We start from the raw sequence: 14527 nt of genomic DNA on the forward strand, positions 1-14527 counted from the left end.
GCTGTTTTCTGTCAGTGGCTTCGCAGGCGGTCGACGACGAATTCGGCTGCCTCGGCGGCCATGCCGTTGACGGCGTACGCGCTATGGGCGCCACGATCGAGGCCGGTCGATCCGCAGACCGGATCCCTTGGGGCGCAGAGGTCGATGGTCCTGTCGTCGAAGGCCGGGCCGATCTCGATGGGAGGAGCGTCATGCCGCAGCAGCCTCAGGATTTCCGGTGAGGGTTTACCGAACAGGACGACCGCGGTGATGTTCTCGACGACGTCCGGAGGTAGAGCGGTCAGCGCGTACCCGGCAGGAACGGTCTCGCTGGTGACGTAGCCGCTGACGGCGGCGCCCTGAGAGTAGCCGCCGACGATGATCTCGGTGGAGGGGCAGTTGGCACTGAGATCGAGCAGGCGGTTGCCGGCGTCCAGGATGCCTTCGACGGCCCGGTCGAACTGCAAGGATGCCGGATAGTTCACGGCATGGACGCCGACGACGCGGTCGGGTAGGCGTTCGCGCAGTGCTTGGATGAATGGCTCACCGACCTTGCCCACGCCCGGGTCCTCGAAGGTACCGCGAGCAAAGACGACCTCGACATCGGCGCAGTCGGCGATCGAGGTCGCTGCGGGCTCCCCGTTTGCCTGTCCAGGGGTGGCGCCGATGAACAGTGCGGCGATTGCCGCGCCGACGGCCATCGCGTAGAGCGGCAGGCGCAAAACGTTTGTATCTCCCTGTTGGATAACTAATTTCGAAGGCGAATGCCGTATCATGGCGATTGTGTCCTTTGGTTCGGTGGCGGTGGCCCCTGCCCGTCGATGTTGGAACTACCCCGCTTGATTGTGAGCGCCCCTGTACCCACGGTCCGCGGCGATGCCGGCCAACAGCACGCGCAGGCGAGAGCGGCCGCGGTGGATTCGTGACATGACAGTCCCCAGTGGCGTGCCCATGATCGCGCCGATCTCTTTGATGGCAAGGCCCTCGACGTCGGCGTAGTACACCGCCATCCGAAAATCGGCGGGCAAGGCATCCAGTGCGTTCCTGATGTCGTTGTCGGGTAACAACTCCAATACCTCCACCTCCGCAGAGCGGAGTGCTCTCGGCGAACGGCCGGCGTCGGCAACGAGCTGCCACTCGAGTGTCGTGTCGACCGACAACTCGGCGGGCCGGCGCATCCGCTTGCGGTAATTATTGATGTGGGCATTGGCTTGGATGCGAAAGAGCCATCCCTTGAGATTCGTTCCTTGCTGGAAAGTCCTGAAACCCGCGTACGCCCGCACCAATGTCTCCTGCACCAGATCCTCGGCGTCAGCGCGCTGCCGGGTCAGCCGCATGGCTCCACCGAAAAGCGTGTCCAAAAGCGGGATCACGTCACGCTCGAAACGCGCTGCCAGTTCGACGTCGCTCTCGGCCGGGATCGGGGCAAGGTAGCTCGTGACTTGTAGCGGTGCAGCGCTTTCCAGGTTGGTCATGACAACCTCATAGTGCTCTCGGTCAATGTGAGCACCGGCATTCCACTAGCGGGTGCGAGGCGATTGTGAAGTGCGACGATGGCTCGCATCGGCCGCAGGTGGATTGACAGCGAGGCGACCTTGCCCGCGGCGTTGACCCCGATCAGGTCGATACCGTCGATCTCCGTTTCGCCGATCCTGATGTTGGTGACGACCGCGAAATATCCATCTCCGGAGATGATGTGGGTGACCGTGAACTCATCGACGACGTCGAGGATTTCAGACACCACCTTCGCGACCTGTTCGCGGCCTACGCAAGGCACAACGTCGATCGGGCTCTCGAGGATCACATATTCGGCGAGTTGAGCTGCTGCGCTTGTGCCATCGCGTGTTTGCAGAGCCGCCAAGAATGCCGATAGTCCTGCTGGAATCTCATCCACAGGCATTGACCTCCGTTGATTTCCAGGGCCTCCCGGGACGTAAGTGTGCTGCTGATCGAGTCGGGAGAACCGGCTTGTCCGTGTCATCAGGTTCGCAGCGAGGACGCCGCCTTCGCGTCGGTGAAGATCCCTTAAGCAAGCACCGGCGCCCACCGTCGCGGCGGCGTCATCGGTCTTCCTACGAACAGGTAGCGGCGGAACGAACCTCTACCACTGACCGGATCGCGTTGTCCCTCGCGGAGGGGGACCACCTATCAGCGCACTCCTTGGAACACGATCTCCAGAACACCGTCGATGTATGCCGGTTCAAGTGGCATCGCATGAACCAGCCGGTACTCGACGACTCCGTAGAGCAGGTCGCGCAGAGTCTGCCAGTCGGCGTCGGCGCGCATCTCACCGCGCTGCTGCGCCAAGGCGGTGCGGGCGCGGAAATCTTCGATATTGGGTTCGATGATTCGTTCGAAGAGGGCGCGCAGGAGGCTGGGGTCGGACTGGCCGGCGGCGATCAGACACCGGTAGGCCGGTCCGAAGCCGGTGGTCGTAATCAACTCCAGGATCGCCGACAGCTGGGTCCGGATGTCGGCGACGAGGTCGCCGGTGTCGGGGAGCACGACGACAGTGCTGAGGCTTTCGGTCGCAGCTTCGAGTATCACCGCGCCTTTGGATGGCCACCAGCGGTAAATCGTCTGCTTGCTCACGCCGGCCTGCCTGGCGATCGCTTCGATCGAGATTTTGTCGTACCCGATCTCGCCGATCATCGACATGGACGCATCGAGGATGGCGCGACGCGATTGCTCATTCCGGTTCGCAGGCACATCGCAAACCGTAGACGAGCGGAGGCCGACTCGGATGCAATACGGTGCGGTCCGTATTGACGTAGGGCGGACCGTCTCATATCGTCGCGGTAGCCGGCGTGGCGCTCCGGCCAAGGCTCAGATCACTCTGGTCGGCACGGATCGGCGCCACTTCAGGAAGGAAGCCAGCCGGTGTGTGTCGAACGGGTCGATTCATATGGACAAACCCTGCTGTGACGATGTTGGAGCAGCCGCCACTGCGGGGGGAGGACGGACTCACCCGAGCCCAGGCTGAGCAAAAAGGTGGGGGTCTACTGGGGCGACGGGCGGAACGTGAAGCGATCAGCAAACTTCTGGCCGAGGCGCAGGCGGGGCGCAGCGGGATACTCGTGGTGCGCGGGGAAGCGGGCATCGGAAAGACTGCACTGCTGCAGCATGCCCGCGAAACCGCGGTCTCCCTGGGGATCCGGGTGGAATCGTCGCTCGGCGTGGAGTCAGAGTCGCAGTTTGCGTTTGCCGGTTTGCACCAACTGTGCGCGCCGCTACTCGGCCGCACGGAGACGCTGCCAGACCCGCAGCAGACCGCACTCGACGTCGCGTTGGGCCGCCGGACCGGTGCCGCGCCGGACCGGTTCCTGGTCGGGCTGGCCGTCCTCAACCTCCTCGCAGATGAGGGGCCGATGCTGTGCCTCGTCGACGATGCGCAATGGCTGGACCAGGCGTCCGCGCAGGTTCTTGCGTTCGTGGCGCGGCGGGTGGCGGCCGAACGGTTGGTGCTGGTATTCGCAGTGCGCGACCCCTGCGAAGGCGGCGGAGACCGGTTCGCCGGGTTGCCCGAGGTACGCCTGGACGGGGTGGTCGACACCGATGCCCGAGCGCTGCTGACCACGGCCGTTCGCGCACCGCTCGATCGTCGGGTCCGCGACCGCATCATCGCCGAGGCGCGCGGTAACCCGTTGGCGCTGCTGGAGCTGCCCGGCGGCGCGCAGTTGGCGGGTGGGTTCGAGCTCCCCGACGTCATGAGCGTGCCGCGCCGCATCGAGGACAACTTTCAGCGGCGCTCGCGCAGCCTCCCCGCTGAGACACAACTGCTGATGTTGGTGGCTGCCTCCGAGCCGACCGGCGATGCATCTCTGCTGTGGCGCGCCGCCAACTGTCTAGGGATCGACCGCGAAGCTGCCGCGCCCGCGGAAAGCGCAGGATTGCTCGAGATCGACACCCGGGTGCGGTTTCGCCATCCGTTGGTGCGCTCGGCGGTCTACCGTGCGGCCACGGCGCCGGAGCACCGTCGGGCCCACTATGCCCTGGCTGCCGCCACCGACCCGCAGGCCGATCCGGACCGCCGCGCTTGGCACCGCGCGCAGTCGGTGTTGGGTACCGACGAAGAAGCCGCCGCGGACCTGGAACGCTCGGCCGATCGCGCGTTGGCCCGCGGTGGGTTCGGTGCTGCGGCAGCGTTTCTTCGGCGCGCAACCGATCTGACGCCAGAGCCCGGGCATCGAGCGAGACGCGCACTGGATGCTGCCAACGCCAAGCACTGTGCCGGTGCGCCCGAAGTCGCCCTGAAACTGCTGGAGAGCGTGGACGCCGGGCGACTGGACGCGCTGCAACGCGCCCGTCTGGAACTGCTCCGCGCCCAAATCACATTCCACCTCACCCAAGGCAGCGAGGTGCCGGGGATGCTGCTGGGCGCCGCTCGGATGTTGGCTCCCCTGGATCCTTCGCTCGCGCGTGAGACCTACCTGCAGGCTTTCGACGCGGCGACCATCACCGGGAGTTCGGGTCTCGAACCCGGCCTACCCGAGATCGCCGCCGCGGTCAGTGCCGCACCGGTGCCCACTGGGGAGCCAGGACCGGCGGATTTACTGCTCGACGGGTTGGTGGCCGTACACATGAATGGATTCGAATCCGGTGTGCCCATCCTCAGGCGGGCCCTGGAGGCGTTCCGCGAGCACGTGTTCCCGGTCGAGACCGTCCGAGTCGGCGACGCAGGCAACTGGCTGTGGCTGGCCACGCGAACGGCAATAGCACTGTTCGAGGACGAACTGGTCATCGTGTTGGCCGACCGCTACGTGGGGCTCGCGCGCGAAGCCGGCGCCCTCGCCACGCTGCCCGCTGCGCTGGTAGTTTCGGCGTGCGCGCGGGTCTACACCGGTGAGCTTCATCTCGCCGCCGAGTTGGTGGACGAGGCTGCTGCGATATCACGAGCGACTGGCGCGATGCCTCTGAGCTTCGCGCAAACCTACCTGGATGCGTGGCGTGGGGTCGATTCGGAGGACGTCGATCGATGCGACGCCCGTGACGGGAAGGCAACGGAACGCACGCGGGGTATCGAAGCCACGGTGTCCATGTGTGCGGCGGCGGTGCTCCACAACGGCCGGGGTAACTATCCGGCGGCTCAGAAAGCCGCTTCTCAAGCATGTGACACGTACGAACCGTCGATCAGATGGCAGGCGCTCCATGAACTCGTCGAGGCGGCCTCCCGCGCCGGCGATCCGGAATCCGCCTCTCGCGCAATGGAAGAATTCAGTGCAAGAGCCCGCGCCAGCGGTACCGAGTGGGCACTCGGTGTTGCTGCGCGCTCCCGAGCGCTGACCAGCACCGGACTGGAAGCAGAAGAGCACTACCGCGAGGCGATCGCGCGACTGCAAAATTGCCGAATGGGTGCCTTTCTTGCCCGCACCCACCTCGTCTACGGTGAGTGGCTACGCCGTGAAGGGCGACGCCACGACGCACGCGAACAACTCCGCACCGCGCACGCGCTCCTGGCTGATATGGGCGCAGAGCCGTTCGCCGCCCGCGCCGCCCGCGAGCTACATGCCACCGGCGAGCATCCACGCAAACGGACCGCCCAACCGACCGACGCGCTCACCGCCCAAGAGCTGGCCATCGCGCGACTCGTCGCTACCGGAGCTACTTCCCGTGAGGTCGGTGCGCAACTCTTCCTGAGCCCGCGCACGATCGAAGCCCACCTGCGGAACATTTTCCGGAAACTCGGCATCACCTCCCGTCGACAACTCAAGGAGCTGCACCCGCCGTGACCTGAGGCGGACCGAAAAGCTCACTCGCAGAGCCCTTCCGGGAACGGCGGTGCACCGACACTCGATCAGGGCCAAAGAAACACGGCATCGCTGTAACCGCGCCTCGCACGGGCGATGGATGAGTACTCACGTTGAAGGAGTCCTGTGAACCCCATCCAGCCCAGCGCCGAGCCCCCGGGCTGTAGGCGCCGTTTGGCGCGGCCCGGATCGTCTGTTGTCGCCGCGTAAAATGACGGGAAATGAAGTCGGAGCAGGCGGTGCGTCCATGACACGGGCCGATCCCGCTGTGCCCGTCTTCGGTCGTGCTCAGTTGGTGGGTCTCACGGTCCGGGTGGCCACCGGCGCCGCCGGCGCACCGCAGGGGGTCCTGCTCGTCGGTGAGCCTGGGATCGGCAAGTCGATGTTGCTGCGGCACGCCATGGCGCAGGTACCGAACCCGGCCCGGGTGCTGTTCGCATCCGGGACCGAGCCGCACCACATACCCCCGTTCACCGCGCTGGCCGATCTCATCCGGCCCATCGCGGATCGGATCGCGGATCTGCCGATCACGCTGCGCGACGCTCTTCACGATGTGATGGGTACGGGCGGGGACTCCGTGACACCCGCCCCGGCGGGGATCCAGCAGGCGGTGCTCGCGCTGCTCGTGGCAGCCGCCGATCAGTCGTTGATCCTCGTACTCGATGATTTCGATCGGTTCGAGCCGGACTCGCGGCAGGTGCTCGCTTATGTGCTCGGCCGGATTCCGCACCTACCGGTGCGGATCTTGATGAGCGCACGCCGACTGGACGTGTTGCGCGGACTCGATTCCGTGATCACCGTGGCCGATGTGCCCCCGCTGTCGGATGCGGCAGCGACTCAACTGATCGAGGCGCAGTCGGTGATGCCGCACCCAAGCGTGTGCGGAGAGATCATCCGGTGGTCCGGCGGGAACCCGCTGGCGATCATCGAGTCCGCACGTTTCTACGGCAGATCCGGATCGGAGGTCTTCCGGTACAACCGCATGGTGGATGGTGGTTTCGCCCACGCACTGTTCGCCACTCAACTCTCCGAACTCCCGGCCGATGCCGGTCGGCTGGTGCTGTTCGCGGCGACGGGCGCCGGCTACGAGGATGTCGACATCCTCACCGCCGCTGCGGGCTTCGCTGACGATTTCGCGCGGTGGGAACCGGCCATCGCGGCCGGACTGGTCACGGTAGGTGAGGACCGGCGGGTGCGGTTCAGTCACCCGTTGATCCGCAGCGTCGCCTACTCCGAGGGCGGTCACGAACAACGCCGTGCGGCGCACATTGCGCTCGCGGAGTCGTGGTCCCTGGATTTGTTCTGTCGAGCATGGCATCTGGCCGCCGCAGCGACAGGTGCGAACGAGGCGGTGGCCGCAATGCTGGAACAAGCTGCGAAAGAGTCTCGGCAGCGCGGCGGATATCTGGAGGTGGCTCGGGCACTGCAGCGGGCCGGGGAGTTGAGTGCAGACGGTGAGAACGCGGCCCGCCGGTACACGTTGGCCGCGGCGGCAGCGAACTTCGGTGGTGACCCGGCCTGGGCGCAGGCACTGAGCGCCGGCGCGGTGCAGAAATCGGCCGACCCGGAGATCATCGGGCAGGCGGCGCTGACCCGGGCATCCATTCTCGTCCAGGCTGCTCGCCCGGCGGAAGCGTACGGCCTGGTCCGTGGCACTCTGGATGGGGCGGGACCGTCCGACACCCGGCTGCGGCTGAGCCTCATGTACGTCGCGGCCTCTGCCGCCTACTACTCCGGTGACCGCATCGAGCGGTCCCACCTACGCCGCTGGCTCGATGAGACCGCCGAGGACACCCTGTCCGCGTCGGTCTTCGAGATGGCGCTGCCGCTGGAGTCGGCTCCGCTGCAGCGCGCATATATCGCGATGTACGCCGACAGTGCCGCGAGTGAGCACAGCCGGCCTGCGTCGTGGGACCGGCGCTGGTTGCAGCCGATGTCGGCCGGGATCGAACCGTATCGCCGGCTGATCGTCGGTGAGATGGCCTATGTGACCGAGGACAGCGCACTGGCAGTTGTCGAACTCCGGCAGGCGGTCGAACAACTGAAGGTGACGGGCGGCCTGCGTGGTTTCACCTACGCCATGGCGGCCCTGGCATGGTCGCTACTTGACACCGGGCGCTGGTCCGAGCTTCGGGAGTTACTCGGTGACATCGAAACCCTATGCACCGTATATGATCTTGCACTTCTGCACACCGAGAGCAATCTCGCGCGCGCCCAGCTGCTCGCCGCAACCGGAGACGCTGATGGCGCCGACGCGGCGCTCGATGACGCCACTCGCATCATGGCGGACAAGGGCGGCGCGGCGACCGCTGTGGCAAAGGCCCGGGCGAGCGGATGGAATGCCTTGGCCCAGGATGATTTCGATACGGCGTATCGGTCTTTTCGGCAGATGTTCGACACGGACGGTGAGCCCGTCCATTTCGTCGTATCGCACCGCGGTATCGCCGATCTGGCGTGGGCTGGGGTGCGCAGCGGGCAGACCGATGAGGTGCGGCGCCTGGTCGCGTCCATCGGCAAGCAGCTCGGATCCCGTCCGCCCCTGCGGCTGCGACTGTTGCGTCATCAGGCGCTTGCGCTGACGGCCTCGACTCATCTCGCCGAACGCCACCACCGGCTGGCGGTCGCCGACCCGGCGGGGGAGCGGTGGCCGATGGAACGTGCTCGCGCACATCTGCATTACGGCGAATGGCTGCGCCGGGACCGCCGTCCGGCAGAGGCCAGGACGCACCTGGCGGCGGCACTGGCGGTGTTCGAGCGACTCGGGGCGGTTCCCTTCGAACGGCTCGCCCGCGCGGAACTACGTGCCGCCGGGGTCACCGACTCGGCACCGCGGACCGTCGAGGGCCTGGATTCGCTGACGGCGCAGGAACGTCAGATCGTCACCATGGCGGCCTCGGGTCTCACCAACCGTGAGATCGGGCAGCGCTTCAACCTCTCGCCGCGGACCGTTGCCTACCATCTCTACAAGGTGTATCCGAAGCTGGGGATCAGCCGCCGCCATCAGTTGCGCGACATCATCGACGGCTGACTCTCAGGTCGGCACACCTAGTGACTGGTCGGATCGGTGACGATCTCGACCAGCGCCGGCCCCGGGTGACGGAGCGCCTCGGCGATCGCAGGCCCCAGTTCGGCTGCATCGGTCACCCGGCGGCCGTACGCACCACAGTTGCGCGCGTAGGCGGCGAAGTCCGGATTGTGCAAAGACGTCTGCCACACGGCGTATTCGGCGCCGCGCTGTTCTGCACTGATCTTCGCCAGCTCGCCGTTGTTGAGCAGGATGTGGGTGATGTTCATGCCGTACTTCACCGCGGTGGTGACCTCGGCGAGGTACTGACCGAACCCACCGTCGCCGGTGATGGCCACGATCGTACGGTCGGGTGCGGCGGCCCAGGCTCCCATGGCGGCGGGATAGCCGAAACCGATGGAGCCGAGATACCCCGACATCAGCACCGACTGTTCTTTCGTCTCGAAGTAGCGGCCGAAGGAGTACGCATGGTTGCCGACATCCACCGCCAGTACGGCGTTGTCCGGAACCTGGCGGGCAAGTTCTTCGAAGACGGTCGCCGCGGCCACTCGCCCGCCCGGCTGTTTGGTGGTGCGTCGGGTCTTCTCGGCTCGCCAGATCGACCACCGGGCAGCCACTTCGGGCCGTTGATCGACCAGGTCTGGATGTTCGTGCACGCCGTCGAGGATGGCCGCGGCGGTGACGCCGACGTCGCCGAGCACCGGAACCGACACCGGACGGAACCGGCCGAGCATCATCGGGTCGGTGTCGACCTGAATGGTCGGCTTGTACGGCGAGATCCCACTGTGGTTGGAGAATGACGCACCGAATACCAGGATCAGATCGGCCTTGTTCATCATCCACGATGCCACCGGGGTACCGGAGCGGCCCAGTACTCCGCAGGCCAGCGGATGAGCGTCCGAGATCTGGCCCTTCGCCTTGAATGTGGTCAACACCGGTGCATGCAGGCTTTCGGCGAGCGAGATCACCGCGGGCATATCGAATTTCGCGCCGGCACCGACGATGACCAGCGGTCGGGTCGAGGAGGCGATCAGTTCGAGGGACTGTGCCAGCGCGGCCGCCGGCGGTGCCACGCGCAGGTCCGGTATCCGGCCGTCGGGACCCGACGGTGCGCCGTCTGCGTTGGGGAGCACCTGGACCTCGTCGGGGAGTACGAGATGGCCGACTCCGCGTTCCAGGATGGCGTGTTTGAGCGCCATGGTCATCAGCTCGGCGTGGTCGGAACCGGCGCGCACCATGGCCGAGTAGACCGTGACATCGGCGAACGCCGCGAGGAGATCGATATCCTGGAATGCGCCCTTTCCTGCCACCGAGGAATCGACATTCCCCGAGATCGCGAGTACTGGGGCGCGGTCTGATCTGGCGTCGTACAGACCGGTGAGCAGATTGGTCGAGCCGGGCCCGGCGATACCGAAACACGCGGCGGGACGACCGGTGAGTTTGCCGTACGCCGCGGCGGCGAAGGCCGCTGCACCTTCGTGCCGGATACCGAAAAATCGCAGCTTCCCGGCAGATTCGGCGCGGTGCATCGCGTCCGCGATACCGAGATTCGAGTGGCCGACCATGCCGAAGACCGTGTCCACACCCCAGTTGGACATCGTCTCGACCAGCACGTCGCTGACCGTCCTGGTGTGTTCGGCCGGCGTCGGCACCTTGACGTACACACCGTCGGTGCGCACCTCGACCGGGTAGGTGGGGACGTCGAAATCGGGACCACCCGCGGCCTCGCCGGTGAACGGGTCGAAGTCGAAACCGTGCCACGGGCAGCGGATCTTGTCGTTCTCCAGCGTGCCCTGCCCCAGCGGGCCGCCCTGATGCGGGCACCTGTTGTCGATGGCACCGTAGCGGCCGTGGAGCTTGGTCAGTGCCACCGTCTTGATCCCGGCCGGGCACACCGAGACCTCACCCTCGTCGAGGTCGTCGATGTCGACAGCTTTGTGCCAGTGGAATTCTGGATCGGTCACAGTGCGATGGCTCCTGCGTAGGGGACTCCGGTGAGGTAGGCGAAGTCGCGTTCGAAGGTGACGAGGTCGTCGAGCTCGAAGTCGGCGAGACGTCGGTGCCCGCAGGCGCGGGCCAGCACGACCATCAGGTCGGCGGTGGCGCGCAAGAACCGGTCCAGGCGCTGGGCTGCCTGCTGCACGGGTAGGCGGGCGCGCAGGCGTGGATCCTGGGTGGCGATACCGACCGGGCAGGTGTTGGTGTTGCAGGCGCGCATCCCGACACAGCCGATGGCCTGCAGTGCGACGTTGGACAGGCCGATCGCGTCGGCACCCAGCGCCAGCGCCTTGACCATGTCCGCCGGCGTGCGGATCCCCCCGGTGACGGCGAGGGTGACCCCGTGCGCTTCGCTGCGGTCGAGATGGCGCCGCGCCCGGGCCAGCGCCGGGATGGTCGGCACGGAGATGTTGTCGCGGAAAATTGTTGGTGCGGCACCTGTTCCGCCGCCGCGACCATCGAGGATGAGGTAGTCGACCCCGATCTCCAGCGCTGCGTCGATATCCTGCTCAATGCGCTGCGCGCTCATTTTGTAGCCGATCGGGATTCCGCCGGAGATCTCCCGCACCTGGGCTGCGAACTCGGTGAACTGACCGATCGACGTCCAGTCCGGGAAACGGGCGGGTGAGATGGCGGCGGTACCCGGTTCTAAACCGCGGACCTCGGCGATCTTGCCGACCACCTTGTTCCCGGGAAGGTGTCCGCCGGTTCCCGTCTTGGCGCCCTGTCCGCCCTTGAAATGGAAGGCCTGGACATCGCGTATCCGGTCGAGGCTCCACCCGAACCGGCCGGAGGCCAGTTCGTAGAAATACTTCGAGTTCTCCTGCTGCTCCTCGGGCAGCATGCCGCCCTCACCGGAACAGATCCCGGTACCGGCCCGCTCGGCGCCCATGGCGAGTGCGGTCTTGGCCTCCTGCGAGAGCGCGCCGAAACTCATATCGCTGACGAACAGTGGAATGTCGAGCACCAGTGGCCGTTTGGCCGCCGGACCGATCACCGTCGTGGTGTCCACGGTTTCGTCGTCGAGCAGCGGCAGCCGGGCGAGTTGAGCGGTGACGATCTGTATCGAGTCCCAAGACGGCAGTTGATCGCGGGGAACGCCCATCGCGGCCGCCGCGCCGTGGTGGCCGACCTTGCTCAGTCCGTGCTCCGCGAGGTCGTGGATCGCCGTGACGAACGGTTCCTCGGCGGTATCGGTGGGCTTGATCCACTTGCCCTGATAGCCGTCGTCGCCGTGGGTCTGCGGGTTGGCCCGCGCGAACTCGGACACTGCGTCGCGGTCGACAAAGACGTCGTCATCGGAAACCCACACGGGGAACTTCGTCAGCGCGACGGCTGGATTCACCGGGGAGACGCCGGTGTCGGCGTCGTAGCGCCAGCCGTGCACGCCGCAGACCACGAGGCCGTCCTGCAGCTGCCCGTCCGACATCAGGGCACCGCGGTGGCTGCACCTGCCGTACAACGCTGACACTGCGTCGCCGCGCCGAATCAGGATCAGGTCCACCCCCGCGGCCACCACCGGGTATGGCGAACCCTCGGGTAGCTCCGCGAACGATGTCAGTCTCAGCGCCGTCTGCACGCGCCGACTATCGCGCACCAACCGCGCATGCACATCAGTCAGATGACTGGTGGCATCGATACCGAGCTAAGCGGGGTCGCAGATGAGGATCGGGATCTTACGATCGGTGTAGGACCGGTAGTTCGCGAAGTCGGCGTACATCGCGTCGAGCTTGGGCCAGTACTGGTCGCGCTCGGCGTCGGTGGCCTCGCGCGCCACCAGCTCCAGTCGTTCCTTCTTGGTCTGGAACGTGATGGCGGGGTTGGCCTTCAGATTGAGGTACCACATGGGGTTGGTGGCCCGGCCGCCCTGCGAGGCGACCAGGACGATGCGCTTGCCCTCCTGCAGGAACAGCAGCGGACTGTCGCGCGGCTCCCCGGACTTGCGCCCGATGGTGGTCAGGATGCCGACCTCCGCGCCGCGCAGGAATTTGTTGCCGAACTTGCCGTTGGTCTTCTTGAAGATCCAGGTCTGCGCCCGCGACATCCACTTGATGGCGGTGCCGGTGGACGGCGCATTGAGCCGTTCGACCTGTTTGGGGTTCAGCGGCTTGGGTGTATCGGTCATGAGCAGAACCTATCGGCCGATGAACGGCTTCAGCGACGCACGGATGTGGTGGATCCGGGGATCGTCGACCGGGATCAGGAAGGTCTCGTCGACGTGCGAGCACACCCGTCGGCCGAACAGTCGCGGTGTGGTCAGTACATCGAACTCGGCCCGGATGTGGTCACCGTCGACGGTGAACTTCGGCGGCGTGGTCTGCTCGATCACCTTGAACTGCGGGCCGTTGTTCAGGCTGCGCCGCAGATGATCTCCCGAGCGTCCGGTCTTGAGGCCCATCTCGATGCGGATGCAGTCCGGCGCGAACGGGACCGCATCGGCCCGATGGGTGGACAGGGCGTCGATATAGGCCTGTGCGGCAGCGATGCGTTCGGCCTCGGTCGCCATCAGATCCGCTCGATGATGGTGCCCGTAGGCTCGCTGGGACGGGAGACGGGCATCTCAGATCCGCTCGATGATGGTGCCCGTGGACAGAGCGCCGCCGGCGCACATGGTGATCAGCGCGGTGCTCTTACCGGTGCGCTCCAGTTCGTGCAGAGCGGTGGTGATCAGCCGGGCGCCGGTGGAGCCGACGGGATGTCCGAGCGCGATGGCGCCGCCGTTGACGTTCACCTTGTCCATGTCGGCGCCGTGCACCTGCGCCCAGGACAGCACCACCGATGCGAACGCCTCGTTGATCTCGACCAGGTCGATGTCGCCGATCTTCATACCGGCCTTCTCCAGCACCTTGGCCGTCGACTGCACCGGTCCGTCGAGGTGGTAGTAGGTCTCGGACCCGACATTGGCCTGCGCGACGATCCGCGCTCGCGGGGTCAGGCCCAGCGCCTTGGCCTTGTCTTCGTCCATCCAGAGCACCGCGGCCGCGCCATCGGAGATCTGCGATGAGGTGCCGGCGGTATGGATGGCGCCCTCCATGACCGGCTTCAGCGCCGCCAGACCCTCGGCGGTGGTGTCGCGCAGGCCCTGGTCCCGGGTGACCAGCGCCCATTCGTCGGTGGGTCGCTTGTTCTCGTCGAGGACCGGTGCCGAGATCGGGGAGATCTCGCGGTCGAAGCGCCCCTCCTCCCAGGCCCGCTTGGCCTTGGCCTGCGAAGCCAGACCGAACGCGTCGAGGTCGGCGCGGGTGATACCGCGGCGCTTGGCGATGCGTTCGGCGGCCTCGAACTGGTTCGGCATGTCGATATCCCACGACGAGGCCCGGATGATGCTGCGATCGGGGCCGGCGTTCGCGCCCAGGCCCACCCGGCTCATCGCCTCGATACCGCAGGCGATACCGATGTCGATGGCACCGGTGGCGATCAGGCCGGCGATCAGATGGTTGGCCTGTTGGGCGCTGCCGCACTGGCAGTCGATGGTGGTGGCGCCGACATGCTCGGGCAGGCCCGCGGTCAGCCAGCCGACCCGGGTGATGTTGTTGGACTGCTCGCCGTACTGGGTGACGCAGCCGCCGATGAGCTGCTCGACGTCACCGGCATCAATACCGGCCTTCTCGACGACGGCCTTCTGGACCGCGCCCAGAAGTTCGGTGGCGTGTAGTCCGGACAGCCATCCATTGCGCTTGCCGATCGGGCTGCGGGTGGCTTCGACGATGACAGGATTACCCATGATGTCAGGCTAGAACACGTTTCATTAGTCTGACAAGCGACGATGCCCCCGTGC

11 protein-coding genes are annotated in these 14527 nt (G+C 66.3%); 2 read left to right on the forward strand and 9 right to left on the reverse strand.

Annotated features, from left to right (window positions below):
• Positions 1-11: 11 nt before the first annotated feature.
• The 4 genes from ASE48_RS30350 to ASE48_RS30365 form a co-directional block, all read right to left on the reverse strand.
• Entirely contained in the window at positions 12-701 is a 690-nt protein-coding gene (locus ASE48_RS30350; protein ID WP_235571738.1) for a cutinase family protein, read from the reverse strand.
• Between the two features lie 108 nt (positions 702-809).
• Positions 810-1454, reverse strand: a complete 645-nt coding sequence (locus ASE48_RS30355; protein ID WP_057170909.1) for a sigma-70 family RNA polymerase sigma factor — start codon at positions 1452-1454, stop codon at positions 810-812.
• Complete coding sequence (locus ASE48_RS30360; protein WP_156409439.1) at positions 1451-1879, reverse strand: nuclear transport factor 2 family protein; 429 nt, start codon at positions 1877-1879, stop codon at positions 1451-1453. The genes ASE48_RS30355 and ASE48_RS30360 overlap by 4 nt, the downstream gene beginning before the upstream one ends.
• A 248-nt stretch (positions 1880-2127) precedes the next feature.
• On the reverse strand, positions 2128-2688 hold the full coding sequence (locus ASE48_RS30365) for a TetR/AcrR family transcriptional regulator (RefSeq protein WP_268766341.1): 561 nt from the start codon (positions 2686-2688) through the stop codon (positions 2128-2130).
• A 98-nt stretch (positions 2689-2786) separates the two neighbouring features.
• On the opposite strand from ASE48_RS30365, the gene ASE48_RS30370 reads away from it, so the two are divergent.
• Positions 2787-5708, forward strand: a complete 2922-nt coding sequence (locus tag ASE48_RS30370; protein ID WP_235571740.1) for an ATP-binding protein — start codon at positions 2787-2789, stop codon at positions 5706-5708.
• 265 nt (positions 5709-5973) lie between these two features.
• Positions 5974-8754, forward strand: a complete 2781-nt coding sequence (locus ASE48_RS30375) for a helix-turn-helix transcriptional regulator (RefSeq protein WP_057170912.1) — start codon at positions 5974-5976, stop codon at positions 8752-8754.
• A gap of 17 nt (positions 8755-8771) precedes the next feature.
• On the opposite strand, the gene ASE48_RS30380 is transcribed toward ASE48_RS30375, so the two are convergent.
• From ASE48_RS30380 to ASE48_RS30400, 5 genes are all read right to left on the reverse strand, one after another.
• Positions 8772-10715, reverse strand: coding sequence for a thiamine pyrophosphate-dependent enzyme (locus ASE48_RS30380; RefSeq protein ID WP_057170913.1), 1944 nt, complete (start codon positions 10713-10715; stop codon positions 8772-8774).
• Entirely contained in the window at positions 10712-12328 is a 1617-nt protein-coding gene (locus ASE48_RS30385) for a glutamate synthase-related protein (RefSeq protein WP_156409440.1), read from the reverse strand. Before ASE48_RS30385 ends, ASE48_RS30380 begins: the two co-directional genes overlap by 4 nt.
• A 66-nt stretch (positions 12329-12394) precedes the next feature.
• Positions 12395-12874 carry a nitroreductase family deazaflavin-dependent oxidoreductase gene (locus tag ASE48_RS30390; protein WP_057170914.1) on the reverse strand — a complete coding sequence of 160 codons (480 nt, stop codon included), beginning with the start codon at positions 12872-12874 and terminating at the stop codon, positions 12395-12397.
• A 9-nt stretch (positions 12875-12883) separates the two neighbouring features.
• On the reverse strand, positions 12884-13255 hold the full coding sequence (locus ASE48_RS30395) for a nuclear transport factor 2 family protein (protein WP_057170915.1): 372 nt from the start codon (positions 13253-13255) through the stop codon (positions 12884-12886).
• Positions 13256-13309: 54 nt separating this feature from the next.
• Complete coding sequence (locus ASE48_RS30400; RefSeq protein WP_057170916.1) at positions 13310-14473, reverse strand: steroid 3-ketoacyl-CoA thiolase; 1164 nt, start codon at positions 14471-14473, stop codon at positions 13310-13312.
• Positions 14474-14527: the final 54 nt, after the last annotated feature.

The organism is Mycobacterium sp. Root265 (assembly GCF_001428895.1).
GTDB lineage: Bacteria > Actinomycetota > Actinomycetes > Mycobacteriales > Mycobacteriaceae > Mycobacterium.

Coding starts and splice junctions, on each gene's coding strand:
- ASE48_RS30400 (WP_057170916.1), bottom strand. CDS start 14,473: ATGGGTAATCCTGTCATCGTCGAAGCCACCCGCAGCCCGATCGGCAAG.
- ASE48_RS30360 (WP_156409439.1), bottom strand. CDS start 1,879: ATGCCTGTGGATGAGATTCCAGCAGGACTATCGGCATTCTTGGCGGCT.
- ASE48_RS30390 (WP_057170914.1), bottom strand. CDS start 12,874: ATGACCGATACACCCAAGCCGCTGAACCCCAAACAGGTCGAACGGCTC.
- ASE48_RS30375 (WP_057170912.1), top strand. CDS start 5,974: ATGACACGGGCCGATCCCGCTGTGCCCGTCTTCGGTCGTGCTCAGTTG.
- ASE48_RS30355 (WP_057170909.1), bottom strand. CDS start 1,454: ATGACCAACCTGGAAAGCGCTGCACCGCTACAAGTCACGAGCTACCTT.
- ASE48_RS30395 (WP_057170915.1), bottom strand. CDS start 13,255: ATGGCGACCGAGGCCGAACGCATCGCTGCCGCACAGGCCTATATCGAC.